Origin of the sequence: Vibrio rarus (assembly GCF_024347075.1) — a bacterium.
GTDB lineage: Bacteria > Pseudomonadota > Gammaproteobacteria > Enterobacterales > Vibrionaceae > Vibrio > Vibrio rarus.
Genome location: NZ_AP024900.1, coordinates 2,373,633 through 2,397,155, shown reverse-complemented (window position 1 = coordinate 2,397,155; position 23,523 = coordinate 2,373,633). Strand labels below are relative to the sequence as shown.

24 protein-coding genes are annotated in these 23,523 nt (G+C 43.9%); 10 read left to right on the top strand and 14 right to left on the bottom strand.

All coding sequences use genetic code 11. The annotated features are described in order from the left end of the window. Window positions 1-101: 101 nt before the first annotated feature. Together trmB and OCU56_RS10890 are read left to right on the top strand one after the other, a co-directional pair. A complete protein-coding gene (gene trmB / locus OCU56_RS10895) occupies window positions 102-821 on the top strand; it encodes a tRNA (guanosine(46)-N7)-methyltransferase TrmB (protein ID WP_261873243.1) in 720 nt (239 codons plus the stop codon). 72 nt (window positions 822-893) lie between these two features. Then, the gene (locus OCU56_RS10890; RefSeq protein WP_261873242.1) at window positions 894-1,925 is read left to right on the top strand and encodes a TRM11 family SAM-dependent methyltransferase; all 1,032 of its coding nucleotides are present in this window, start codon (window positions 894-896) and stop codon (window positions 1,923-1,925) included. A gap of 135 nt (window positions 1,926-2,060) precedes the next feature. Here OCU56_RS10890 and hemW read toward each other — a convergent pair whose 3' ends face one another. The 6 genes from hemW to OCU56_RS10860 are packed head-to-tail and all read right to left on the bottom strand — an operon-like array spanning window position 2,061 to window position 6,472. Further along, on the bottom strand, window positions 2,061-3,233 hold the full coding sequence (gene hemW, locus OCU56_RS10885) for a radical SAM family heme chaperone HemW (protein WP_261873241.1): 1,173 nt from the start codon (window positions 3,231-3,233) through the stop codon (window positions 2,061-2,063). Next, the gene (locus OCU56_RS10880; protein ID WP_261873240.1) at window positions 3,230-3,844 is read right to left on the bottom strand and encodes an XTP/dITP diphosphatase; all 615 of its coding nucleotides are present in this window, start codon (window positions 3,842-3,844) and stop codon (window positions 3,230-3,232) included. The genes hemW and OCU56_RS10880 overlap by 4 nt, the downstream gene beginning before the upstream one ends. 6 nt (window positions 3,845-3,850) lie before the next feature. Then, the gene (locus tag OCU56_RS10875; RefSeq protein WP_261873239.1) at window positions 3,851-4,294 is read right to left on the bottom strand and encodes a DUF4426 domain-containing protein; all 444 of its coding nucleotides are present in this window, start codon (window positions 4,292-4,294) and stop codon (window positions 3,851-3,853) included. A gap of 31 nt (window positions 4,295-4,325) precedes the next feature. Further along, on the bottom strand, window positions 4,326-4,895 hold the full coding sequence (locus OCU56_RS10870) for a YggT family protein (protein WP_261873238.1): 570 nt from the start codon (window positions 4,893-4,895) through the stop codon (window positions 4,326-4,328). Window positions 4,896-4,913: 18 nt separating this feature from the next. After that, complete coding sequence (proC, locus tag OCU56_RS10865) at window positions 4,914-5,738, bottom strand: pyrroline-5-carboxylate reductase (protein ID WP_261873237.1); 825 nt, start codon at window positions 5,736-5,738, stop codon at window positions 4,914-4,916. A 23-nt stretch (window positions 5,739-5,761) separates the two neighbouring features. Next, entirely contained in the window at window positions 5,762-6,472 is a 711-nt protein-coding gene (locus OCU56_RS10860; protein WP_261873236.1) for a YggS family pyridoxal phosphate-dependent enzyme, read from the bottom strand. Window positions 6,473-6,496: 24 nt separating this feature from the next. Between OCU56_RS10860 and OCU56_RS10855 the strand changes: the two genes are divergently transcribed. Together OCU56_RS10855 and OCU56_RS10850 are read left to right on the top strand one after the other, a co-directional pair. Then, on the top strand, window positions 6,497-7,543 hold the full coding sequence (locus OCU56_RS10855; protein ID WP_261873235.1) for a type IV pilus twitching motility protein PilT: 1,047 nt from the start codon (window positions 6,497-6,499) through the stop codon (window positions 7,541-7,543). A 246-nt stretch (window positions 7,544-7,789) separates the two neighbouring features. Next, window positions 7,790-8,893 carry a PilT/PilU family type 4a pilus ATPase gene (locus OCU56_RS10850; protein ID WP_261873234.1) on the top strand — a complete coding sequence of 368 codons (1,104 nt, stop codon included), beginning with the start codon at window positions 7,790-7,792 and terminating at the stop codon, window positions 8,891-8,893. A gap of 8 nt (window positions 8,894-8,901) precedes the next feature. Here OCU56_RS10850 and ruvX read toward each other — a convergent pair whose 3' ends face one another. The 8 genes from ruvX to metK form a co-directional block, all read right to left on the bottom strand. Beyond that, a complete protein-coding gene (gene ruvX, locus OCU56_RS10845) occupies window positions 8,902-9,327 on the bottom strand; it encodes a Holliday junction resolvase RuvX (protein WP_261873233.1) in 426 nt (141 codons plus the stop codon). Next, complete coding sequence (locus tag OCU56_RS10840; protein ID WP_261873232.1) at window positions 9,324-9,884, bottom strand: YqgE/AlgH family protein; 561 nt, start codon at window positions 9,882-9,884, stop codon at window positions 9,324-9,326. Before OCU56_RS10840 ends, ruvX begins: the two co-directional genes overlap by 4 nt. Before the next feature lie 140 nt (window positions 9,885-10,024). After that, window positions 10,025-10,993, bottom strand: a complete 969-nt coding sequence (gene gshB / locus OCU56_RS10835) for a glutathione synthase (protein ID WP_261873231.1) — start codon at window positions 10,991-10,993, stop codon at window positions 10,025-10,027. Window positions 10,994-11,002: 9 nt separating this feature from the next. Then, window positions 11,003-11,734: a 16S rRNA (uracil(1498)-N(3))-methyltransferase gene (gene rsmE, locus OCU56_RS10830; RefSeq protein ID WP_261873230.1), complete on the bottom strand. Its 732-nt coding sequence runs from the start codon at window positions 11,732-11,734 to the stop codon at window positions 11,003-11,005. 94 nt (window positions 11,735-11,828) lie between these two features. After that, window positions 11,829-12,524 (bottom strand): endonuclease, encoded by a 696-nt coding sequence (locus OCU56_RS10825; RefSeq protein WP_261873229.1) that lies wholly within the window; start codon window positions 12,522-12,524, stop codon window positions 11,829-11,831. A 122-nt stretch (window positions 12,525-12,646) separates the two neighbouring features. Beyond that, a complete protein-coding gene (locus OCU56_RS10820; RefSeq protein ID WP_261873228.1) occupies window positions 12,647-13,141 on the bottom strand; it encodes a SprT family zinc-dependent metalloprotease in 495 nt (164 codons plus the stop codon). 108 nt (window positions 13,142-13,249) lie between these two features. Beyond that, window positions 13,250-14,044, bottom strand: a complete 795-nt coding sequence (locus OCU56_RS10815) for a DUF2189 domain-containing protein (protein ID WP_261873227.1) — start codon at window positions 14,042-14,044, stop codon at window positions 13,250-13,252. A gap of 281 nt (window positions 14,045-14,325) precedes the next feature. Further along, window positions 14,326-15,480, bottom strand: coding sequence for a methionine adenosyltransferase (gene metK, locus OCU56_RS10810; RefSeq protein WP_261873226.1), 1,155 nt, complete (start codon window positions 15,478-15,480; stop codon window positions 14,326-14,328). A gap of 337 nt (window positions 15,481-15,817) precedes the next feature. Between metK and tkt the strand changes: the two genes are divergently transcribed. From tkt to OCU56_RS10780, 6 genes are all read left to right on the top strand, one after another. Further along, window positions 15,818-17,812 (top strand): transketolase, encoded by a 1,995-nt coding sequence (gene tkt / locus OCU56_RS10805; protein WP_261873225.1) that lies wholly within the window; start codon window positions 15,818-15,820, stop codon window positions 17,810-17,812. Between the two features lie 134 nt (window positions 17,813-17,946). Then, window positions 17,947-18,972, top strand: coding sequence for an erythrose-4-phosphate dehydrogenase (gene epd / locus OCU56_RS10800; protein ID WP_261873224.1), 1,026 nt, complete (start codon window positions 17,947-17,949; stop codon window positions 18,970-18,972). A 160-nt stretch (window positions 18,973-19,132) separates the two neighbouring features. Then, a complete protein-coding gene (locus OCU56_RS10795; RefSeq protein WP_261873223.1) occupies window positions 19,133-20,296 on the top strand; it encodes a phosphoglycerate kinase in 1,164 nt (387 codons plus the stop codon). Window positions 20,297-20,423: 127 nt separating this feature from the next. Beyond that, complete coding sequence (gene fbaA, locus OCU56_RS10790) at window positions 20,424-21,500, top strand: class II fructose-bisphosphate aldolase (protein WP_261873222.1); 1,077 nt, start codon at window positions 20,424-20,426, stop codon at window positions 21,498-21,500. Window positions 21,501-21,771: 271 nt separating this feature from the next. Then, a complete protein-coding gene (gene mscS / locus OCU56_RS10785; protein ID WP_261874813.1) occupies window positions 21,772-22,593 on the top strand; it encodes a small-conductance mechanosensitive channel MscS in 822 nt (273 codons plus the stop codon). 160 nt (window positions 22,594-22,753) lie between these two features. Then, window positions 22,754-23,446: an SIMPL domain-containing protein gene (locus OCU56_RS10780; protein WP_261873221.1), complete on the top strand. Its 693-nt coding sequence runs from the start codon at window positions 22,754-22,756 to the stop codon at window positions 23,444-23,446. Window positions 23,447-23,523 lie beyond the last annotated feature (77 nt).

Below are 23,523 nucleotides of genomic sequence, written 5' to 3'. Positions count from 1 at the left end.
AGAAATTAGAATAATTTAGCTATGAAATGGCTTATGCACTTGCGTAATGAAGATTTCTTTGGATAATTCCCGCTTTGATTAATCGATGAACAGGCAACAGAATGAGCGAAGTAACGACTAACGAATACACCGAAGATGGCAAGCTGGTGAGAAAAATCCGCAGCTTTGTGCGTCGAGAAGGTCGATTGACTAAAGGTCAGGAAGCCGCTTTGAATGAATGCTGGCCAAAAATGGGCATCGATTACCAAAATCAACTGCTAGATTGGGCACAAGTATTCGGTAATAACAATCCTGTAGTGTTAGAGATTGGCTTTGGTATGGGGACTTCTCTGGTTGAGATGGCAAAAGCCGCTCCTGAGAAAAACTTTATTGGTATTGAAGTTCACCGCCCAGGTGTGGGTGCTTGCCTTGGCTTAGCGCGTGATGCTGGCGTAACGAATTTGCGTGTTATGTGCCACGATGCGGTTGAAGTGTTTGCGCACATGATTCCTAACGCTAGTTTGCATACCTTGCAATTGTTCTTCCCTGACCCTTGGCATAAAAAGCGTCACCATAAGCGTCGTATCGTACAGCTTGAATTTGCCGAAATGGTGCGTGAAAAACTGCAGCTAGACACGGGCGTTTTCCATATGGCAACAGATTGGGAAAACTACGCTGAGCATATGATTGAAATCATGAACCAAGCCCCAGGCTTTGCTAATATCGCCACCGATGGTGATTATATTCCTCGCCCTGATGAACGCCCACTGACTAAGTTTGAAGCTCGTGGTCATCGTTTAGGTCATGGTGTTTGGGATATTAAATATAAGCGCACTGTTTAATTTCACACTAAGTTATACAGGGGCTACTATGTAGCTCCTTTTTGTTTGTACCTATTAGATTAAGGTTTTGGTATGTTTCAATACGCTATTTTGGCAAACCCCGGTCACAATCGCATCTATTTTGACACCGCAGTTAAAATTGCCTGTTCTGAGCTGAAAGCGATGCTTGCTTCTATGGATATTCGTGTCGATGAAGTGCTAGAAAAAGATATTGGCTTGCCAGCCGCTTTAGTGTTTGAAACCGAGCAAGAGCTAGATGCTCTTCAGTTAAAAAGACTATCATCGTCTTCTATTTACTACGCTATTTTTCAAGTGTTGGATTGTGGGTTATTAAAGCCATTGCAACCTCAAGCGTTTAATACTTTTCCTGAGAGCATGAGTCAGATCTTGCGTTATACCGGTAAAACCAATGAGCAGTTTACTCGCTTAATGGTCAACCTTGGTTTGAGCGCAGCCAAGACGAACAGCGAACGAAAATGTTTGATGGACCCAATGTGTGGTAAAGGCACCACCTTGTATGAAGGCTTGATCCAAGGTCTAGATGTGATTGGGGTTGAAATCAATGCTAAGTGGGTGCAAGAGATCCAAACTTTCATCGTTAAGTATATGAAAAACGGTCGTTATAAACATAAAGTGACCAAAGAGAAGCGCACCGGTGAAGGGGGCAAAAAAATTGCGGATGGTTTTGCAATAAGTGCGGCAGTAAGCAAAGAGGATTTTGCCAACGGTTTAGGGCAATCCATGAAGCTGTATGCTTCTGATACTCGCATCATCAATCAAATTATCAAGAAAAATAGCTGTGATGTGATGGTCTCTGATCTCCCTTACGGCGTTCAGCACGGCAGTAAGAGCGCGAAAGATACTAAGATGGCTCGTAGCCCTCTAGGGTTGATTGAAGAGGCACTACCTGCTTGGAAGAGCGCATTAAAGCCTAAAGGGGCGGTAGTACTGTCGTTTAATGAGTTTACTTTAAAGTGGAGTGAACTGGCCAAGCTGTTTGCCGAGCAAGGCTTTGAAGTACAAGATGCGGAACCGTATATTGGTTATCTACACAGAGTGGATCAATCCATTAACCGCAATATCTTTATCGCGGTAAAACCATAAGCATGACGTCTCTTTGATAAACAAAGACAGCAATAGCTAAAAAATAAAGCCTCATAAACATTAAGTTTTGAGGCTTTATTTTTGAGAGAAAACTAGGATTGCTCTGATCTGATAACGGCTAAAATAGAAGGGTTATTAGTCAGGAACAAAAGCCTCTAGCAGATCATTTAGGAACAATTTGCCCTTTTCTGTGATTTGCCAGTGAGTATCACTTTCTGTGAGATACCCCATATCTAACGCCCAATCCATTGTGGGTTTAATGGAGCTTAGAGCCAACCCTGTTGTATCAATAAAGTCTTGTTTTGGACAGGCTTCAATAAGTCGAAAACGGTTCATAAAGAACTCAAAAGGACGGTCTTCGTCAGTCACTTGTTGTTCGCTATCTAAATAAGGTTTCACTAGATTTTGATAGGCACTGAGGTAACCGCGAGGGTGCTTCACCTTTGTGGTGCGAATAATGCGACCATCGCTAAAACTGAGCTTGCCATGAGAGCCACAGCCAATGCCAAGGTAGTCCCCAAAACGCCAGTAATTGAGGTTGTGCTGACATTGATACCCCGGTTTGCTATAGCCAGATATTTCATATTGCACATAGCCAGCGGTGGTGAGTTTGGCATGACCTTGTTCAAAAATATCCCACAGGTCATCATCGTCTGGCAGAGTCGGTTTTTTGTAATAAAACAGAGTATTGGGCTCGATAGTGAGCTGATACCAAGAGAGATGAGGAGGGGCAAGTTGAATGGCTTTGTCTAAGTCACCAATAGCTTGTTCAATACTTTGATCGGGCAAGCCATGCATCAAATCTAAATTGAAGCTATTTAAGCCAATATTGTGCGCCAGTTTGGCGGCATTAATGGCCTCTTCCTTGCCGTGAATCCGCCCCAAACGTTCTAGTTTTTGTTGTTCAAAGCTTTGCACACCAATAGAAATGCGCGTGACGCCTGCCTGTACATATCGAGCAAAGCGTTCTGCTTCTATGGTGCCAGGGTTGGCTTCCATGGTGATTTCAATATTTTCCATGAAAGGAATGCGCAGCTCAATCCCGCTCAATAGTCGGGAAATGTGCTCGGCAGAGATCAGGCTAGGAGTACCGCCACCAATAAATATAGAGGTGATTTTTCGCCCCTCAATAGAGGCTGAATATTTGGCAAGATCCGTCTCTAAATCTTCCAATAGGGCATCAATATACTGCTGTTGTGGAATGTCTTCTTTAACAGCATGAGAGTTGAAGTCGCAGTACGGGCATTTTTGCACACACCACGGAATGTGAATATATAGCCCTAGGGGGGGCGGAATGAGCTTGCTCATAAGGATTGTTTTAGTTCTTGGAATAGCTGAGTTAGGGCTTTTCCTCGATGGGAAAGCTGTTTTTTGCGCTCAGGAGAGAGCAGTGCTGAGGCGCATTTATCTTCTGGAACATAAAAAATAGGGTCATAACCAAAGCCATTTTCCCCTTCTGCTTGGGTGAGAATTTCTCCCTCCCATACTCCGTGGCAAACAATGGGTGTTGGATCTAAGTGATGGCGCATATACACCAATACACAATGAAAACGCGCGCTACGTTGTGCCTGCTCTACCCCTTGCAACTCTTGCAATAGTTTAGTGAGGTTTTGCTGGTCGCTGGCGTTTTCTCCCGCAAAGCGTGCCGAATAAATACCAGGAGCACCTTGCAAGTAATCCACTTCGAGTCCTGAGTCATCGGCAATAGCGGGCAGGCCCGTTTCTTGAGCCGCATGACGGGCTTTGATGATGGCATTCTCAATAAAGGTGGTGCCCGTTTCTGCAACTTCAGAAACGTTATACTCACTTTGCGCTTGTACTTGGAAACCGAAATCAGACAACAGAGTTGCCATTTCACGGACTTTGCCTTGGTTACCGGTGGCGAGAACTAATTTATGTGCTGGCTTATTTGACGACAAAAGGAATCACTCCTGAATATGGAAGGTTTGGTTAAAGCGAAGAATACCACTGCCTTTAGTGCCAGAGTCCGCTTTGATTTCAAAGCGGAATGTTTCATTTTCGGTAATGGGCAGTTCGGCTAAATAGTAGATGGCATCACCTTGAGTGATTTCTCTAAAGGTTAAGGTTTTACTGTTGCCGATTAAATTCTTTGCTGTGCCTGTCAGCTGAGTTTTGGTTGGCTTTTTGCCTACGCTGTACAGATCTAAGGCACTGATGTTGATCAGAGCCACATAAGGGTTTCTTTTGAGTTTGAGCTCTCGAGCAACCTTAGGGGCTAAAAATGTGGAATTGAAAGCAGAGTAGTGCAATTCAATATCCTTCATTCGTACAAATTGTTCGGCCCAACTTGGCATTGCAAAGCCTGCTATTAACAGGACACACAGTGTTGCAGTGAGTCGTTTTTTCATTGATAGCCTCTAAAGTCGTTAAGATTAGGTGTTACAGCCCAAACCAAATAGGTCCAAATAGACTGCTTGTAATATCGCCCATTAGGTAGTTAGCAAACTGCAATGCAATAAAGAGCACTAATACACTGAGATCTAAGCCACCCATGGCAGGAAGAATACGACGAATTGGCGCTAGCATAGGCTCGGTGAGTTGATGAAAAACATACTCGATAGGGCTACGACCTTGGCTTACCCAGCTTAGGATGGCACGCAGTAGTAGTATCCAAAATAGTAACTTACCCGCCGCTTTGATCAGCGCTAGAAGACCGATGATCAGTAGATCAGGGCTAAAGGCTACCGCACCATTGGATGCGATTAACATTAAAATGACAAATTTCAGTACACACAGTACATAGGCAAAAGTTAATGTGGCAAGATCGAGATTACCCACTGACGGGATGATGCGACGCAGCGGCTTTAACACCGGTTGAGTCGCTTTCACTATAGATTGAGAAAATGGGTTGTAGAAGTCAGCGCGTGCTGCTTGCAACCAAATTCTAAGAATGACGACCATAATGTAGAGGTCAAAAACGGTAGTCACTAAAAATTGCATTGAATTCATTACAAATCCTTGATGATGTTAAAAAAGGGATTCCATCTCTTCGGCACGTTTCACTGCAGCCTGCATGGCTTTAGCGACGGTATCGGAGAGTTGATGCTGATTAAATGTGGCGATAGCCTCGGCTGTCGTACCACCCTTAGAGGTCACTTGTTGGCGCAGAGTAGAGAGTTCCAGTTCGGAATTTTCTACCACCATTTGCGCCGCCCCTGCCGCTGATTGCTCAACCAGTAGGCGCGCGGTTTGTTCATCAAAGCCTTGCGCTATAGCTTCTTTTTGCATGGCTTCCATAAATAGGAAAAAATAAGCAGGAGCGCTTCCTGCTGCGGCAATAATAGCGTTGATTTGCGATTCTTCTTCTACCCAACACACCTTACCTACGGCTTGCATAAGCTCGCCAGAAAAGTCTTTATCTTGTTGGCTAATTTGTTCAGGTGCGAATAAGCCACTCATGCCTAGCCCAACTAACGAAGGTGTGTTGGGCATGACGCGTACAAAGTTGGCCGGTTTACCTAGCATGGCTTGCAGGCGTGGTATGGTGATACCCGCGGCAATAGAGATAAGCAGCTTATTGCTAAAATCTATATCGCTAAGTTTTGCTAAAACGTCACTCATAATCTGCGGTTTCACCGACAAAACAATCACATCCGCCACGGAAGCTGCGTGGTGGTTATCTGCTGTGGTTGACACAGAGAAGCGCTGTGCAATCTTGCTACGACTGCTCTGTGAAGGAGCTGTTGCCGTGATGGCTTGTGCTGGATAGCCACTCTCAAGCAACCCTGAAATGATAGAGCTTGCCATGTTCCCTGAGCCGATAAAGGCGATGTTGCGTACTGAATTAGCCAAAACGGTATCCTTTACTGTTTGTGTTATTTACTGTTTGAATAATCTCGGGCACCAAAAATAGCGGTACCAATGCGCACCATGGTACTGCCCGCTTCGATAGCCGCTTGCATATCACCACTCATGCCCATAGACAGAGTATCTACTTGTGGATATTGGGATTTAATTTGTTCAAACAAGTCTTTAAGTTGATTAAAGGCATGTAACTGCTGTTCATAGCTCGACACATTAGCAGGAATGGACATCAAACCGCGCAAGGTGAGGTTAGGTAAACCGTCTATTACGGCCGCTAATTCCACAGCTTGTTGTGTAGAAATCCCCGACTTGCTGGCTTCTCCACTAGTATTAACCTGTATCAGTACTTGTAGAGCGCCTTTGTCTGCGGGTCTTTGATCATTTAAGCGCTGGGCTATTTTGGCGCGATCAATAGAGTGAACCCAGTCGAAGTTCTCACTAATAGGGCGAGTTTTATTAGATTGTATAGGTCCAATAAAGTGCCATTTTATATCGAAATCGTTATGATGCTCTTGAAAGTATTGAATTTTTTCAACGCCTTCTTGAACATAGTTTTCGCCAAATTGGCGTTGACCAGCTTCACAAGCATCCAGTACCGCTTGATTGGGTTTGGTTTTACTTACCGCAAGAAGTTGCACTGAATGAGTTGGACGCCCAAACTTACGTTCAGAATCGTTAATCTGCTGATGAATGTGTTCTAAATTTGATTGGATTGTCTGCATAGTTTTGACTTAACAAGGATTTTTATGGATATCACCGAATTGCTTCGCTTTAGTGTAAAGCATAATGCATCAGATCTACATCTTTCATCGGGTTTGCCACCTATGGTGAGAATTGATGGTGATGTGCGTCGCTTAGAGATGGCGGAATTTAGTGAATCAGAGGTGCATGATCTCATTTTTGACATAATGGATGATGCGCAGCGAAGTGAGTTTGAGTCAAAGTTAGAGATTGATTTTTCTATCGAGCTCACAGGTGTAGGGCGTTTTAGGGTTAACGCTTTTAATCAAAGCCGTGGTGCTTCGGCGGTATTTCGTACCATCCCTACTATTATTCCAACCTTAGAACAATTAGATTGCCCGCCGACCTTTGAACAGATTGTTAATTATGAAAAAGGCTTAGTGCTAGTCACCGGACCGACAGGCTCAGGTAAGTCCACCACTTTGGCGGCAATGGTGGATTATATTAACCGTAACCACAATAAGCATATATTAACCATTGAAGACCCTATTGAGTTTGTACATAACAGCGCTAAATCTTTGATTAATCAGCGTGAAGTGCATCGTGATACTCATAGTTTTAAAGCGGCACTGCGCTCTGCTTTACGTGAAGATCCCGATGTGATCTTGGTGGGGGAGTTACGGGATCAAGAAACCATAAGTTTGGCGCTTACCGCCGCGGAAACAGGGCATCTAGTGTTTGCTACTTTGCATACCAGTTCTGCGGCAAAGAGCATAGACCGAATCATTGATGTGTTTCCGGCTGGAGATAAAAACATGGTGCGCTCTATGCTTTCCGAATCTTTACGTGCGGTAATTGCCCAGAAATTATTGAAGCGTATTGGTGGTGGCCGAGTGGCGTGCCACGAAATTATGTTAGCCAACCCTGCCATTCGTAACTTGATTCGAGAAGATAAAGTGGCGCAGATGTATTCGATTATTCAAACGGGTGCCGCTCAAGGTATGCGAACCATGGAACAGTCGGTGAATCAGTTAATGCAACAAAATGTGGTAACAAGAGAAGAGGCGGAAGCGAAAATAGAATTGCAAAGCAGTTTTGGTTCAAGTTTTTAGCAACCCGTTATTTAGCGGTAAAGGTTTAATATCAATCACACTAAGTAAGTGATCAGAAATAGCGTAGGAAAAATGCTCGAGGACAAGGCAGAATTTTTGATAAGCAGTTATTCTACAATCAAAAATTCTAACGCAGTCATAGAGTATTTTAACAAGCTAGGATGACCAGTTATTTAGTACGATTGGTATAACTACGGGCTTTCAAATACAAGCTTTAAACATGCAGGGCATAACAAGGAGAAAACGATGGAACTAAAAGAGTTGTTAGAAGCGATGACGCAACATAGAGCGTCTGATCTTTATATTACGGTAGATTCTCCTTGTATGTTTCGCATTGATGGTGAGCTGCAACCTTTCGCGGATAAACTCCATCAGTCCGGTGTTACCGCACTGCTTGATAGCATAATGGATAACGATAGGCGTAAAGAGTATCGCGCCCATAGGGAAGCAAATTTTGCTATTGAAAGTGAGTCGGGGCGTTTTCGGGTCAGTGCTTTTTTCCAGCGTGATTTACCGGGTGCAGTGATTCGTCATATCGAAACAAAAATTCCTTCTTTTGCTGAGCTTGGTTTACCGGATACCTTAAAAGATTTGGCGATGGTGAAACGAGGTTTAGTGCTGGTGGTTGGGGCGACGGGTTCTGGCAAGTCTACGACTCTTGCCGCTATGGTGGGGCATCGAAATAACACCCAACGTGGCCATATTTTGACCGTGGAAGATCCGATAGAGTTTGTTCATCAGCATCAACAAAGCATAGTGACTCAGCGTGAAGTTGGTTTGGACACTGAAAGTTATGAAGTGGCGCTAAAAAACTCTCTTCGCCAAGCCCCTGATATGATAGTGATTGGTGAGATACGTTCAGCGGAAACCATGCGCTATGCTATGACGTTTGCTGAAACGGGGCACTTGTGTGTGGCCACTTTGCACGCCAACAATGCCAATCAGGCTCTAGAGCGAATTTTACATTTAGTGCCAAGAGAACAAAGAGAGCACTTTTTGTTGGATCTTTCCCTTAATTTAAGAGGAATAGTGGGTCAGCAATTGCTTAAAGCAACACAAGGTACGGGCCGACATGTAGCGTTAGAGATTTTGCAGGTGACGCCAAGGGCGGCGGATCTTATTCGCCAAGGAGAGATCACCGAGATCAAGAACTACATGGCTAAGACAAAGCAGGTGGGGATTTGTACTTTTGATCAGTCTTTATTTGAGTTACTTAAACAGGGCAAGATCAGCGAACAAGACGCATTAAGAAGCGCAGATTCGGCCAACGATCTGCGCTTGATGTTAAAAAACTTTAAAGGCGTGAGCAGTGATGGCCCACTAGATGAGATTAAAATTGATATGGGGTGATGAGACGATTACTCGCCCCATTGACTCTCAAACCAACTTTCTAAGATAACCACCGCAGATTGGCAATCCACATTGCCTTTACTTAATGCTTTATAGCCACCCATAGCAAACAGATCTGCGCGAGCCTCAGTGGTAGAGAGCCTTTCATCGTGCAGTTCTACCTGCATGCCAAAGCGACCATGTATACGCTGGGCAAACTTTTTGGCTCTAGGGGTAATGGTTTTTAAATCTTTACCGTGTAAGTCAGTGGGTAAGCCTACTACGACTAGATCTGGCTTCCACTCCGCAAGTAAGGTACCAATATCATCCCAGTTAGGAATGCCATCTTTGGCTTTGAACGCCTTTAATGGTGTGGCTGTGCCAGTGATATCTTGTCCTATAGCGCTACCAATACTTTTGGTGCCATAATCAAACGCCATTATGGTTTTACTCATGCGTGTCCTGCTTGTGTTGATAGTTGAGAGGCGTCGATACCTAAAGACTGTACCGCACTTGCCCAGCGATCTTGCACTGGGGTGGTAAAGATAATGTTTGGATCGGCCTCAATGGTGAGCCAAGAGTTTTCCGCTAACTCACTTTCAAGCTGTCCCGGTTCCCAGCCAGAGTAACCCAGTGCCACTAAATATTGGGTGGGTTCTTGCTGAGTGCCTAATACTGACAATATGTCTTTGGATGTGGTTACGGTTAACGCATCGGTCATTTCAATACTGGATTGATACTTGTCTTTGGGTTGATGCAAAATAAATCCACGATCTTCGGCAACAGGGCCACCATTGTGCACAGGTTGCTTTAAGCTATCACCTGCCTGAACATTCGCAGAATGAAGCTCCACTTGCTTTAACATGCCGCCGACGGTGATATCGATAGGCGCATTAATCATGATACCCATAGCGCCTTTTTCATTGTGCTCACAAATGTAGATCACTGAGCGTTTGAAATAAGGGTCTTGCATCGATGGCATAGCCACTAAAAAGTGATTAGTAAGATTCATAAGTTACCCTTTTATACTCGCTACCTTGATTAGGTCGCTACCCACTTTACCTAGACGAGGCATTGAAAATAATCTTTGAACTTAGCGGAAACTCTGGATAACGGGGGGATATTTTTGTTATCCAGGGTTTTCAGCGCTATTTATGCTGACTTATTGCGTTTGATATTTTTGATGCGTCGTTCAATAGCATCCATCAATTTACCGGTAATAGAGATGCCAAACTCAGTTTCAATCTCAACAATACAGGTTGGGCTGGTTACGTTTATTTCAGTCACTTTATCGCCAATGACGTCTAAGCCAACAAAAATCAATCCTTTCTCTTTAAGTGTAGGACCGATTGCATTGGCTATTGCAAAATCTGTTTCGCTTAATGGTCTTGCTTCACCACGGCCACCAGCGGCTAAGTTACCACGTGTTTCTCCTTTAGCAGGGATACGGGCGAGGCAGTATGGCATGGGTTCGCCATCAACGATTAAAATGCGCTTATCACCATTGCTAATATCAGGTACGAACGCCTGCGCCATAGCGTAGTTTTGACCATGGTTAGTCAGTGTTTCGATGATCACTGATACGTTAGGATCGCCTTCCTTGACGCGGAAAATAGAGGCGCCACCCATGCCATCAAGAGGCTTAAGTATCACATCACCATGTTCTTCGTGAAATGCTTTAATTTTTTCTGCTTTACGAGTCACTATGGTGGTCGGCGTCATATCGGCAAACCATGCGGTGTAGAGCTTTTCGTTACAATCACGCAGGCTTTGCGGTTTGTTGACGATTAGAGTTCCTTCCACTTCCGCACGCTCCAGAATATAAGTAGCGTAGATATACTCGGTATCAAATGGAGGATCTTTGCGCATCAGTACCGCATCAAGATCGGAGAGTCTGATGGTTTGCTCAGATAGAAACTCGAACCAATTGTCAGGGTTCTTTTCAATTTTTAGTGTTTTAGTATCTGCCACCGCCACACCTTGATCTAGGTGAAGATCATTCATTTCCATATAGTGGATTTCATAACCACGGCTTTGCGCCTCAAGTAGCATGGCAAAGCTTGAATCTTTTTTAATGTTGATGGACGAAATAGGGTCCATCACTATACCGATCTTAATCATTCATCTCTCCTAGCCAAGATCGCCGAAGCGAACTTGCAGTGCGGTAATGGCTGTTAGTGCCGCTGTTTCGGTTCGTAATACACGTGGGCCTAACAAGGTTTGTGCAAAGTTATAGTCCGTGGTCATGTGAATTTCTGGATCAGAAAGTCCACCTTCGGGACCAATTAATAACTTAACTTGTGTTATTGGTTGGGGCAGGGTGTTGATGGAGTAGGGCGCTCTTGGGTGAAGGTTGAGCTTCAGCCCTTGATATTCTTCGCTACACCACTGTTCAAGTTGCATGATAGGTCTGATAACAGGCACGCTATTGCGACCGCTTTGCTCACACGCTGCGATGGCGATTTTTTGCCACTGGATTAATTTCTTTTCAAAGCGTTTAGGGTCGAGTTTTACCCCACAACGTTCAGAGATAAGAGGGGTGATGGTGTTCACTCCCAACTCCACTGATTTTTGAATGGTGAATTCCATTTTATCGCCACGGGAGACCACTTGGCCTAAGTGAATATCTAATGGGGATTCAAGGTTGTTGTGTATTGATTCTTGTATCTCAACGGCAACGTTCTTTTTGGAGACCTCAGTGATGACTGCGGAATATTCGACGTTGCTTCCATCAAACAGGCAAACCGCTTGGCCTACCTGCATTCGTAATACACGCCCGATATGCCCTGCGGCATCGTCGCATAGCTGAACGTGAGTGGCTGAAGACAAAGATTCAGGATGGTATATCCTAGGGATGCGCATTTAAATCGTACCTGTAACTGACTGAACTAACTAAATATGGTTGCTATGGTAGCAAATAACAAGAGGTGTGGCTCAGTCTGCTTGGTACGATTTTCTACTGTTTACATTTTTGCGCAACAAATGGGTTGGAGTTTCCTTGGATTTTATTGATTATTTGGTTTCTTTGGCATTCCCAATCGGTCACGGCGTAGCTTTTGTTCCAAGCATTCATTAGCTTGATTTGCTGTGATGACAGTGTGATTGGGTAGTGTTGTTTCATGTATAGGTAGGTGCGTGCAATTGCCCCACGCGCGTATACAGGAGGCATGGCTTTATCGTCTTTAAAGCTGATTTGCATTTTACACTGCCCATAGCTGACACCGTGCATACCGTTCCATTGTGAAAATTCGTAATTAGAGCGGTCGCCGTTTACTTCACCTATGGCTGGCACTAAATTGTGCAGATCTGCTTCCATTTCTTTATATACAGGATCGCTCTTAGTGCAGTTGGCGCGCCCGCCTTTTTGCCAGCACTGTCTTAGCTTACCAAGTTGCGCTGCAGGGACAATGTGTTCCCATTCGATGCGATTGGCACGACGTTGTTGCTTACGTACTTGATAACCACAGTTAGAGAGTTGTGGTGTACCTTTTTTACCATGCCAGTCAATTTTACAGCCACAGTAAAAGGTTTCAGGGTGCTGCTTATAGATGCCGATAGCTAGTTTTTTAGAACGATAAAAAGAGTGAGGCTTTGCGTGCGCAGCAACAGAGATGAGTACTAGACTGATAATAAGAAAAAATGAACGTTTCAAGGGTAATATATCGTGATAGCTGAAAAACAGCGAAGAGGATACCGCTAATTCCCCCTCTTGACCAGATTGCGTCTGGTTGAGTATGAGAGGGTATTTGGGGAGGGATTGGGCGCTGAATATTGTTAGCTAAGTTGCTTTCCGGTAAAGCTCAATTCAGTTCCACAATTGCGACAACTATAGTGACTGTCACCACGAATCACTTTGTTATGGCGACGAATAGTAAGAGGGTAGGTGCGACAACCGCATTGATACTCAAAGGTCTTTCCTTGAACGGAGGTGACATCCATAGAGTGCGTCCGCTCTGGCTTAATAGCAAACACCTTGCTCATAACATATTGCCACTCTTTACCGTGTGGCCTTACTCGGCCAAATACCTGGTGAGTAATTAAATGTGCCAGTTCATGGGGTAAGACTTCATCGAAAAAGGCTTGCTGATTCTCTGCCAGCAACACTTTATTTAACTTGATGATATTGAGTTGTAAGAAGGCTTTTCCTGCTGCTTTACCTCGCATGTCTATGTCTATTTGTGGCATAGGAAAACTACGCTGAAAATGGGCGTTTGCCACTTGAATCAGTGAGGCAGTTTTTTTGGTGAGTTGGTATTGAATAGGGCTCATGCAGCAAACAATCGATAAAAATAACCTCGCTACTGTAACGTAATCAATAGCGCTAAAAAAGGAGAACCTAAGTTCTCCTGTATGGTGAGCGTTACAATAGCGGCATTATTAATGCTTCTTTTGAATGGTTGCGTGATAGGCGTGCCAAGTACCATAGCCTAAAATGGGCATGGTAATGATCATGCCGAGTCCATAGGTGGCAAAGCCAATTAATACACCACCACAAATTACGCCTGCCCATACTAAAAGAGGTGCAGGATTACTTCTCACAGCGTTAAAGCTTGAAAATATCGCGGTCATAATATCCACGCGCCTTTCTAGCATAAGAGGCATGGAGAACACCGAAATACTAAATACTACGCTGGCTAAAATGAATCCGGCAATGGAACCGGTAATAAGAAAAGGTGCAAAATCAATAATAGAGGCGCCGGCTACAGAGGGGTATAAAGCGTGCAGTAAAGAGGCTATTCGCATCCAAAATATCATCGCGACCACCAGTAATACAGCAAAGCTCCACTGTGAGGTTGAGTTACGGCCAATGGCTTTCATGGAATGGAGTAGGCTTGGTTGCTTACCTCGCTCTCTTGCCCAGCTAGTATCGTATAAACCCAAGGCAAGGAATGGCCCGATAAGCATGTAAATAATAAGAGCCGGTAGGATAACTAAATGGGAGTGGTTTCCTTGTAGATATATCAATCCCACAATACCGGCGGCGGCGATGGCAAAACATGCCCCGTAAAAAAGGCTGATAATAGGGGAGCGTACAAAATCATTTAAACCTAAAGCGAGCCATTGAAATGGGTCGCTGATGGTGATTTTGTTGCATGGCAGTGTTTTTGCGTACTCACTGTCTTTTACTTTCGATGCTTGCTGAAAGCCATCTTCATTATATGTACGAGGCATAATCATCCTCCTGATTGAGTCTAAGGGCAGAGAGGCGTTCACCTCACACTAGCCTTAAACTGAGCCACGTTATTTGATAAAACTTGATCTAGTTAACATTTTGTTCACTTGGTAACTATCGTCATGGATGGCATGAAATACAAATTTTGTATGAAAATTAATCGAAATGATGGCGGCTACAGTGGGTAGTGGTTCTGACAAAACACCTTAAGAGGAAGGGGCGAAAAAAAACCTCAGCACTAAGGCTGAGGTTTGATGTTGAGACCTTGAGATAGGTTGGCTTATTTGATACCAGCGAAATCTTTAAGGATTGCGGCTTTGTCCGTTGCTTCCCATGGGAATTCTTCACGACCAAAGTGACCATATGCGGCAGTTTTCTTGTAGATAGGCTGCAGTAGGTTCAGCATCTCTTGTAGGCCGTATGGACGTAAGTCGAAGTTTTGACGTACAGCTTCAATGATGATCTCTTGAGATACTTTTTCAGTACCAAAAGTTTCTACCATGATAGACGTTGGATCAGCAACACCGATAGCGTAAGACAATTGGATTTCACAACGGTCAGCCATGCCAGCCGCTACGATGTTCTTCGCTACATAACGAGCTGCGTATGCTGCACTACGGTCAACTTTTGATGGATCTTTACCAGAGAATGCACCGCCACCGTGACGAGCTGCGCCGCCGTAGGTATCAACGATGATTTTACGACCAGTAAGACCACAGTCACCCATTGGGCCACCGATAACAAAACGACCGGTTGGGTTGATAAAGAATTTAGTTTCTTTATTTAACCACTCTGATGGCAATACCGGTTTGATGATGGTTTCCATTACCGCTTCACGAAGATCGTCTGTTGAGATCTCTTCACTGTGCTGAGTAGAAAGAACAACGGCATCAATACCGACAATTTTGCCTTGGTCGTATTGGAATGTTACTTGAGATTTAGCGTCTGGACGCAACCAAGGTAGAGTGCCGTTCTTGCGAACTTCTGCTTGCTTCTCTACTAAAAGGTGAGAATAAGTAATGGGTGCAGGCATCAATACTTTTGTTTCGTTGGTAGCGTAACCAAACATGATACCTTGGTCGCCCGCCCCTTGATCTTTAGGGTCTGACTTATCAACACCTTGGTTAATGTCTGGAGACTGTTTACCAATAGTGTTTAGTACCGCACAAGAATTGGCATCAAAGCCCATATCTGAATGTACGTAACCAATTTCACGAACGGTTTCACGAGTGATCTCTTCGATATCAACCCAAGCAGAGGTAGTCACTTCACCACCTACCATAACCATGCCAGTTTTTACGTAGGTTTCACATGCAACGCGAGCTTTTGGGTCTTGCTCAATAATTGCATCTAGAACCGCATCTGATATTTGGTCTGCGATTTTATCTGGATGGCCTTCTGATACTGACTCAGAAGTAAACAGGTGCTTAGCCATGATGGGCTCCCTTATTCGTTAAGAAAAGACGCTTCAGGGCGCCTTTTGAATGGTACTTTTTTGTAGCTGTATCTACATCTAGACGTCTATTCTAATTTTGAATGTGTGAAATACAAGCTTTTTTACGATTTAAATGAACTAAACGTTTGCGTTAGGTCACAGCACTATTTAACAAAGATAGTGAGATGTTAAACAAATATATCTCTCATAGTTGTCATTTTGCTCGGGAAACTGTTTGCAGTAATAGAGGCGCTTTGCGACAATAACGACGCCCAACACCCTCTGTTGGGGTCAGGACTTATTTTTTTATAAATTGCTTATGCATTCAGGAGCAGACATGTCTTCTCGTAAAGATCTAGCCAATGCAATTCGTGCCCTTAGCATGGATGGTGTTCAACAAGCTAACTCTGGTCACCCAGGCGCACCAATGGGTATGGCTGACATCGCTGAAGTACTTTGGCGTGGTCACTTAAACCATAACCCGCAAAACCCAGAGTGGGCTGATCGCGACCGTTTTATTCTGTCAAATGGTCACGGCTCAATGCTGATCTACTCTCTGCTTCATTTGACTGGTTATGAGTTATCAATCGATGACCTTAAAAACTTCCGTCAGTTGCACTCTAAAACTCCAGGTCACCCAGAATATGGTTATGCACCGGGTATTGAGACCACTACCGGCCCTCTAGGTCAAGGCATCACCAACGCTGTTGGTATGGCTATGGCTGAGAAAGCATTGGCAGCTCAATTTAACAAAGAAGGTCACGACATTGTTGACCACTTCACTTATGTATTCATGGGTGATGGCTGTTTGATGGAAGGTATTTCACACGAGGCATGTTCTCTTGCGGGTACTCTAGGTCTTGGCAAACTGGTTGCTTTCTGGGATGACAACGGCATCTCAATTGACGGCGAAGTTGAAGGCTGGTTCTCTGATGATACGCCTAAGCGTTTTGAAGCTTACGGTTGGCACGTAATTCCTGCTGTCGACGGTCACGATAGCGAAGCCATCAATGCCGCTATTATTGCTGCAAAAGCAGACCCTCGCCCAACACTTATTTGTACTAAAACTGTGATTGGTTTTGGTTCTCCAAACAAAGCGGGTACGCACGATTGTCACGGTGCTCCACTAGGTGCTGACGAAATCGTTGCCACTAAAGCCGCTCTTGGCTGGGAACACGGTCCTTTCGAAGTACCGGCTGATATCTATTCACAGTGGGATGCAAAAGCATCTGGCGCTGAAAAAGAAGCCGCTTGGAATGCTAAATTTGACGCTTACGCGGCAGCATACCCAGCTGAAGCTGCTGAACTAAAACGTCGTGTAAACGGTGAGCTTCCAGCGCAGTGGGAAGAAAAAGCAAATGAAATCATTGCTGATCTTCAAGCAAACCCAGCTAACATTGCATCACGTAAAGCATCACAAAACGCACTAGAAGCGTTTGGTCAAATGCTTCCTGAATTCATGGGTGGTTCTGCTGACCTTGCGCCTTCTAACTTGACTATGTGGTCTGGTTCTAAGTCTCTTGAAGCGAATGACTTCTCAGGTAACTACATCCATTACGGTGTACGTGAATTTGGTATGACAGCAATCATGAACGGTATTGCTCTGCACGGTGGTTTCGTACCATACGGCGCAACATTCCTAATGTTCATGGAATACGCGCGTAACGCAATGCGTATGGCTGCTCTGATGAAAGTTCAGAACATTCAAGTTTACACACATGACTCTATCGGTTTAGGTGAAGATGGCCCAACGCACCAACCGGTTGAGCAAGTCGCTTCTCTACGTATGACTCCAAACATGAGCACATGGCGTCCATGTGACCAAGTTGAGTCAGCCGTTGCTTGGAAATTGGCTATCGAACGTAAAGATGCGCCTACAGCGCTTATCTTCTCTCGCCAAAACCTTGCACAGCAAGAGCGTAACGCAACTCAAGTTGCTGATATTGCTAAAGGCGCTTACGTGCTAAAAGATTGCGCAGCTACTCCTGAGCTCATCATCATTGCCACAGGTTCTGAAGTTGAACTTGCTGTTGCAGCGCAAGCTGAACTGACCGCTGCTGGCAAAGCAGTACGTGTTGTTTCTATGCCATCAACGGATGCATTTGATAAGCAAGACGAAGCGTACCGCGAATCAGTATTGCCTTCATCTGTGACCAAACGTATCGCTGTAGAAGCGGGTATCGCTGACTTCTGGTACAAGTATGTTGGCTTCGGTGGCAAGATCATCGGCATGAGATCATTTGGTGAATCTGCACCTGCTGGCGAATTGTTCAAGATGTTTGGCTTCACTACTGAAAATGTAGTGAATACAGCAAACGATCTTTTGGCTTAATCGCGAGAGAATATTTCGTTTAAGATCTTAAAATCAATTGAAACCAGCAGTTTACTGCTGGTTTTTTTTTGCCCTCAGAATATGTTCTGATAAACTCGGGCTGCATTATATAATAAGCCTTACTGGAGTTAGGTATGCTAAGAGTCGCAATCAATGGCTTTGGTCGCATTGGACGGAATGTACTTAGAGCCGTCTATGAAAGTGGCAAGCAACAGCAGATTAAAGTGGTTGCGGTCAATGAGATAGCCCAACCTGACGCAATGGCGCATTTGCTTCAATATGATACTAGCCACGGTCGTTTTCAGCACAAAGTAACTCACACTCAAGAGTATCTGAATATTCATGATAGTGATGACCATATAGATGAAATTCGTATTTTGCATTTGGCAGAGTTAGACCTATTGCCTTGGCGAGATCTAGGGGTTGATATTGTACTCGATTGTACAGGTGTCTTCGGTAGTCAGGAGGACGGTCAACAACATATTGCTGCAGGAGCGGGTAAAGTATTATTCTCTCATCCCGGCTCTCAAGATCTTGATAATACAATTATTTATGGCATTAACCATCAAAGCTTAAAAGCGGAGCATAAAGTGGTGTCTAATGGCTCATGCACCACTAACTGTATTGTTCCTATTATTAAGGTGCTGGATGAGGCTTATGGTATTCAGCGAGGCACAATTACCACCATTCACTCATCAATGAATGATCAGCAGGTTATTGATGCCTACCACTCAGATTTACGACGAACTCGCAGTGCCAGCCAGTCGATTATTCCGGTAGATACTAAGCTACATAAGGGGATTGAGCGAATTTTCCCTAAGTTTGAGAATAAATTTGAAGCCATTTCAGTTCGAGTGCCTACGGTAAATGTAACGGCAATGGACTTGAGTGTAACCTTAGATGCCAATGTGAGTGTTGATGATGTAAATCAAACCATCTTGCATGCATCTCAATGTACATTACAATCAATAGTCGACTACACTGAGGCGCCGCTGGTCTCCATTGACTTTAATCATGATCCCCATAGTGCGATTGTGGATGGGTCTCAAACTCGTGTCAGTGATGGCCAATTAGTGAAGATGCTGGTGTGGTGTGATAATGAGTGGGGTTTTGCAAATAGGATGTTAGATACGGCCTTAGCGATGCACGTGTCACATTAATTACATCGCGTGAATTAAATCCTTGGCTTTTTGCTTTAAGAGCTTGAAGTATAGAGTTTGCGGCCCCATGTGGTATTAAATTATATAGATTTCGAACACTCATGCTTGAGCTTTTTAGGGTGAGTGGAAAGTTTTTAAATTAGAACCTAGAGGACTAACAATGTCTGTAATTAAGATGACTGACCTGGATCTAGCAGGTAAGCGTGTATTTATCCGTGCTGACCTAAATGTTCCAGTAAAAGACGGTAAAGTAACTTCTGATGCTCGTATCCTTGCATCTCTACCTACTATTAAGCGTTGCTTAGAAGCGGGCGCTAAAGTAATGGTTACTTCTCACCTAGGTCGTCCAACTGAAGGCGAATACGCAGAAGAGTTCTCATTACAACCTGTAGTTAACTACCTAAACGATGCTCTTGATTGCGACGTTAAGCTAGCAAAAGACTACCTAAATGGCCTTGAGCTAAATGCGGGTGAATTGGTTGTTCTTGAGAATGTTCGCTTCAACAAAGGCGAGAAGAAAAACGAAGAAGAGCTATCTAAGAAGTATGCCGCTCTTTGTGACATCTTTGTAATGGATGCATTTGGTACAGCTCACCGTGCTCAAGCGTCAACTCACGGTGTTGGTACTAACGCTCCTGTAGCTTGTGCCGGTCCCCTTCTTGCTGCTGAACTTGAAGCACTAGGTAAAGCGATGGATAACCCAGAGCGCCCACTAGTTGCTATTGTTGGTGGTTCTAAAGTTTCTACTAAACTGACGGTTCTTGAGTCTCTATCTAAAGTTGCTGACCAACTGGTTGTGGGTGGTGGTATTGCTAACACATTTATCGCTGCAGAAGGCCACAATGTAGGTAAGTCTCTTTATGAAGCAGACCTAGTTGAAACAGCTCAAAAGCTAATGAAAGAGTGTGCTATTCCTGTTGCAACTGATGTTGCTTGTGCAAAAGCATTCGATGAAAACGCAGAAGCTGAAATCAAAAACGTTGCTGACGTTCAAGATGATGACATGATTTTTGACCTTGGTCCTGACTCAACAGCCGTTCTTGCTGACATCATTGCTAATGCAAAAACAATTCTTTGGAATGGCCCAGTTGGCGTATTCGAATTTAAAAACTTCGAAGCGGGTACTGCAGGTATTTCTAAAGCTATCGCTGAGTCTGCAGGTTTCTCTGTAGCGGGTGGCGGTGACACATTGGCCGCTATCGATAAATTCGGTATCAAAGCGGATGTGTCTTACATCTCTACAGGCGGCGGCGCTTTCCTAGAGTTTGTAGAAGGCAAAGTGCTTCCAGCGGTTGCCATGTTGGAAGAACGCGCAAAAGCGTAATTTTTTAGGCGAGATTTTATCTCGCCTTTTTTATTGAGCTTGATTACGGTAATAAACTGCCGTAACAAGTTTTCATTTTTGCAAAAGTGCAATTTAATACTAAACGACAGAAAATAGGACTTATTCCATGTCTAAGATCTTTGATTTTGTAAAACCAGGTGTTATCTCAGGCGATGACGTGCAGAAGGTATTTGAAGTAGCGAAAGAGAATAACTTTGCTCTTCCTGCTGTAAATGTTGTTAACACGGATTCAGTAAATGGTGTACTAGAAGCTGCAGCGAAAGTTAAAGCTCCAGTTATTGTTCAGTTTTCTAATGGTGGCGCAGGTTTCTTTGCTGGTAAAGGCGTGAAACTAGAAGGCCAAGGCGCACAAATTCTTGGTGGCATCGTTGGCGCACAATACGTTCATTCGGTTGCTGAAGCTTACGGTATTCCAGTCATTCTTCATACTGACCATGCGGCGAAGAAACTCCTTCCTTGGATCGACGGTCTGCTTGATGCAGGTGAAGAACATTTTGCTAAAACAGGTAAACCTCTTTTCTCTTCACACATGATTGATCTTTCAGAAGAGCCTCTAGAAGAGAATATTGAGATCTGTTCTAAATACTTAGCGCGTATGGCTAAGATGGGTATGACTCTAGAAATTGAACTGGGTTGTACTGGTGGCGAAGAAGACGGCGTTGATAACTCTGATATGGATGCGTCTGAGCTATACACTTCTCCTGAAGATGTTGCTTACGCTTATGAGAAGCTACACGCTATTAGCCCTCGTTTCACTATTGCCGCTTCTTTCGGTAACGTGCACGGTGTTTATCAAGCGGGTAACGTAGTACTTACTCCAACTATCCTACGTGATTCTCAAGCATATTGTGCTGAGAAATTTGGTATTGCACCAAATGCACTTAACTTTGTATTCCACGGTGGTTCTGGTTCTTCTGAAGCTGAAATCAAAGAGTCTATTGGCTACGGTGTGATTAAAATGAACATCGATACTGATACTCAGTGGGCAACTTGGGATGGCGTGCGTACATACGAAGCTAAAAACCGCGATTACCTACAAGGTCAAATTGGTAACCCTACTGGTGAAGCTGCGCCAAACAAGAAGCACTACGATCCTCGCGTATGGCTACGTGCAGGTCAAACGTCTATGGTTGCGCGTCTTGAAAAAGCGTTTGCTGACCTTAATGCGATTGATGTGCTGTAATTACTTCGCAACATACTAATTAAATTAGAAAAACCCGCTTTTATAGCGGGTTTTTTTTGTCTTCTGTACTATAGTTTTTAAGTGCAGTTTTTAAGCGCAGTCTTTAAAGTCTTGAACATGCTCTGTTTTTTACAGAAGTCTGACTTATAACGTACATATGGACGTATGATGCTGGTAACAGCATAAGTTGTAACACTTTATTACGGAAGAGAAATTTACAATGTCACAAGAAACTCCACAAATCCCAAATGTAGATGCCCTTCATGAAGGTATGTTAGGTGCCCATCACTGGTTCATTAACAATACCGATCTATTGATAGGGTACGCAGTGAATATCATTACCGCCGTTCTCATTCTGTTTATTGGTAATATTATTACCAAAATGATTGCGAACAGTGTCTCTAAAGTGCTTAAAAAGCGTGATTTAGATAAGGCCGTAATTGATTTTGTACATGCCATGGTGCGTTATCTATTGTTTGTTATCGTACTGATTGCCGCTCTTGGCCGTCTTGGCGTGCAAACAGCCTCTGTTGTTGCCATTATCGGTGCTGCTGGTTTAGCGGTTGGTCTTGCGTTGCAAGGGTCACTGTCTAACTTTGCTGCTGGTGTGCTTATCGTTGCATTTCGTCCATTTAAATCAGGTGACTACGTTGAAATTGGCGGCGTTGCAGGTTCAGTTGATTCCATTCAAATTTTCCAAACTGTACTGACTTCTCCTGATAACAAAATGGTTATCGTGCCTAATGGCAGTGTCATTGGCAGCCCAATAGTGAACTATTCACGACACGCTACCCGTCGTATTGACCATGTTATTGGGGTCTCTTACGGAGCAGACTTGAGAAAAGCCGAACAGGTTATTCGTCAGGCATTGGAAGCGGATGAACGTCTACTTAAAGATAAAGGCATTCAAATTGGTGTGTTAGCGCTGGCTGACTCATCTGTGAATTTTGTGGTTCGTCCTTGGTGTCGTACCGAAGATTATTGGGATGTTTATTTTGATACTCTTAAAGCGATTAAAATTGCTCTTGATGAAAATGGTATTGAAATCCCATTCCCTCAAATGGATGTACATTTAAACAAAGTGGAATCGTAATACACCTTACGAATTGACTCATAAACGCGCCTTTTGGCGCGTTTTTTCGTTTTAGCTCCGGCACTTTCTTAATAAAGAATATGCGTGTTTAGTTTCTGGCTATGATTCCTGACTATGATTGATAGGAAGGATCCAATAACAAACGAAACAGGAGTGTGTGATGAAAATACTGAGGCTGATTTTTTCTATAGCCATCTTAGTGTGCGCTTTGGGAGCACAAGGACAATCGCTTAACTTTGCACATCTTATTACCACTGGCTTCGGAGAGGTGCGTGCTGAGCCTGATATGGCGGAATTTAGCGTACAAGTGGTGGTTATCAAGGAGAGTGCAGAGCAGGCAAAGGTTGCCGCCGATTTAGTGGTAGATAAGTTGCTACAAAAGCTACAACAGTCTGCGGTGTCTAGAGAGGACATACAAAGTGGCAATATTCAGTTACTACCTCAAATGCATTACCCCAAAAAAGGGGATCCAGAACAAAGAGGTTATAAGGCTTCACGGCAGGTTATGGTTGTGGTGGAACAGTTAACGGCGTTACCTAAGCTATTAGATATCGCTTTAGCCTCTGGTATTAATCGTATTGACCGAGTGCAGTTAAGTGTTAAAGACCCTTCTAAGTATCAAGCTATTGCTCGTAGCGAGGCGATTAAAGATGCTCAGTTAAAAGCCAGCGCGGTAGCAAAAGGCTTTAATAAGAGCGTGGATAGTGTGTGGCAGGTGCGCTATCAGTCTGCGCAGTCTCGCCCCATGTTATCACGCAGCGTGAGTATGGATTCTGCGGCGCGAGGAGAGAGTTATCAGGATGCGACGATAGTGATTAAAGACCGTGTTGAAGTGATTTTTAAGCTTAAATAGAATTATAAAATTAAATAGTAAAATAAAGCCCTCACTGCGACATTGCTATGTTTAACGCTACAGTAAGGGCTTTTGAG

Bases quoted from the DNA above. Each gene is read 5' to 3' on its own strand.
- mscS (WP_261874813.1), top strand. From the start codon at position 21,772: ATGTTAGGTGCCCATCACTGGTTCATTAACAATACCGATCTATTGATA.
- OCU56_RS10875 (WP_261873239.1), bottom strand. From the start codon at position 4,294: ATGAAAAAACGACTCACTGCAACACTGTGTGTCCTGTTAATAGCAGGC.
- OCU56_RS10870 (WP_261873238.1), bottom strand. From the start codon at position 4,895: ATGAATTCAATGCAATTTTTAGTGACTACCGTTTTTGACCTCTACATT.
- OCU56_RS10820 (WP_261873228.1), bottom strand. From the start codon at position 13,141: ATGAGCCCTATTCAATACCAACTCACCAAAAAAACTGCCTCACTGATT.
- ruvX (WP_261873233.1), bottom strand. From the start codon at position 9,327: ATGAGTAAAACCATAATGGCGTTTGATTATGGCACCAAAAGTATTGGT.
- OCU56_RS10840 (WP_261873232.1), bottom strand. From the start codon at position 9,884: ATGAATCTTACTAATCACTTTTTAGTGGCTATGCCATCGATGCAAGAC.
- rsmE (WP_261873230.1), bottom strand. From the start codon at position 11,734: ATGCGCATCCCTAGGATATACCATCCTGAATCTTTGTCTTCAGCCACT.
- trmB (WP_261873243.1), top strand. From the start codon at position 102: ATGAGCGAAGTAACGACTAACGAATACACCGAAGATGGCAAGCTGGTG.
- gshB (WP_261873231.1), bottom strand. From the start codon at position 10,993: ATGATTAAGATCGGTATAGTGATGGACCCTATTTCGTCCATCAACATT.
- epd (WP_261873224.1), top strand. From the start codon at position 17,947: ATGCTAAGAGTCGCAATCAATGGCTTTGGTCGCATTGGACGGAATGTA.
- OCU56_RS10815 (WP_261873227.1), bottom strand. From the start codon at position 14,044: ATGCCTCGTACATATAATGAAGATGGCTTTCAGCAAGCATCGAAAGTA.
- OCU56_RS10855 (WP_261873235.1), top strand. From the start codon at position 6,497: ATGGATATCACCGAATTGCTTCGCTTTAGTGTAAAGCATAATGCATCA.
- OCU56_RS10860 (WP_261873236.1), bottom strand. From the start codon at position 6,472: ATGCAGACAATCCAATCAAATTTAGAACACATTCATCAGCAGATTAAC.
- OCU56_RS10850 (WP_261873234.1), top strand. From the start codon at position 7,790: ATGGAACTAAAAGAGTTGTTAGAAGCGATGACGCAACATAGAGCGTCT.
- OCU56_RS10890 (WP_261873242.1), top strand. From the start codon at position 894: ATGTTTCAATACGCTATTTTGGCAAACCCCGGTCACAATCGCATCTAT.
- tkt (WP_261873225.1), top strand. From the start codon at position 15,818: ATGTCTTCTCGTAAAGATCTAGCCAATGCAATTCGTGCCCTTAGCATG.
- OCU56_RS10780 (WP_261873221.1), top strand. From the start codon at position 22,754: ATGAAAATACTGAGGCTGATTTTTTCTATAGCCATCTTAGTGTGCGCT.
- hemW (WP_261873241.1), bottom strand. From the start codon at position 3,233: ATGAGCAAGCTCATTCCGCCCCCCCTAGGGCTATATATTCACATTCCG.
- OCU56_RS10795 (WP_261873223.1), top strand. From the start codon at position 19,133: ATGTCTGTAATTAAGATGACTGACCTGGATCTAGCAGGTAAGCGTGTA.
- metK (WP_261873226.1), bottom strand. From the start codon at position 15,480: ATGGCTAAGCACCTGTTTACTTCTGAGTCAGTATCAGAAGGCCATCCA.
- fbaA (WP_261873222.1), top strand. From the start codon at position 20,424: ATGTCTAAGATCTTTGATTTTGTAAAACCAGGTGTTATCTCAGGCGAT.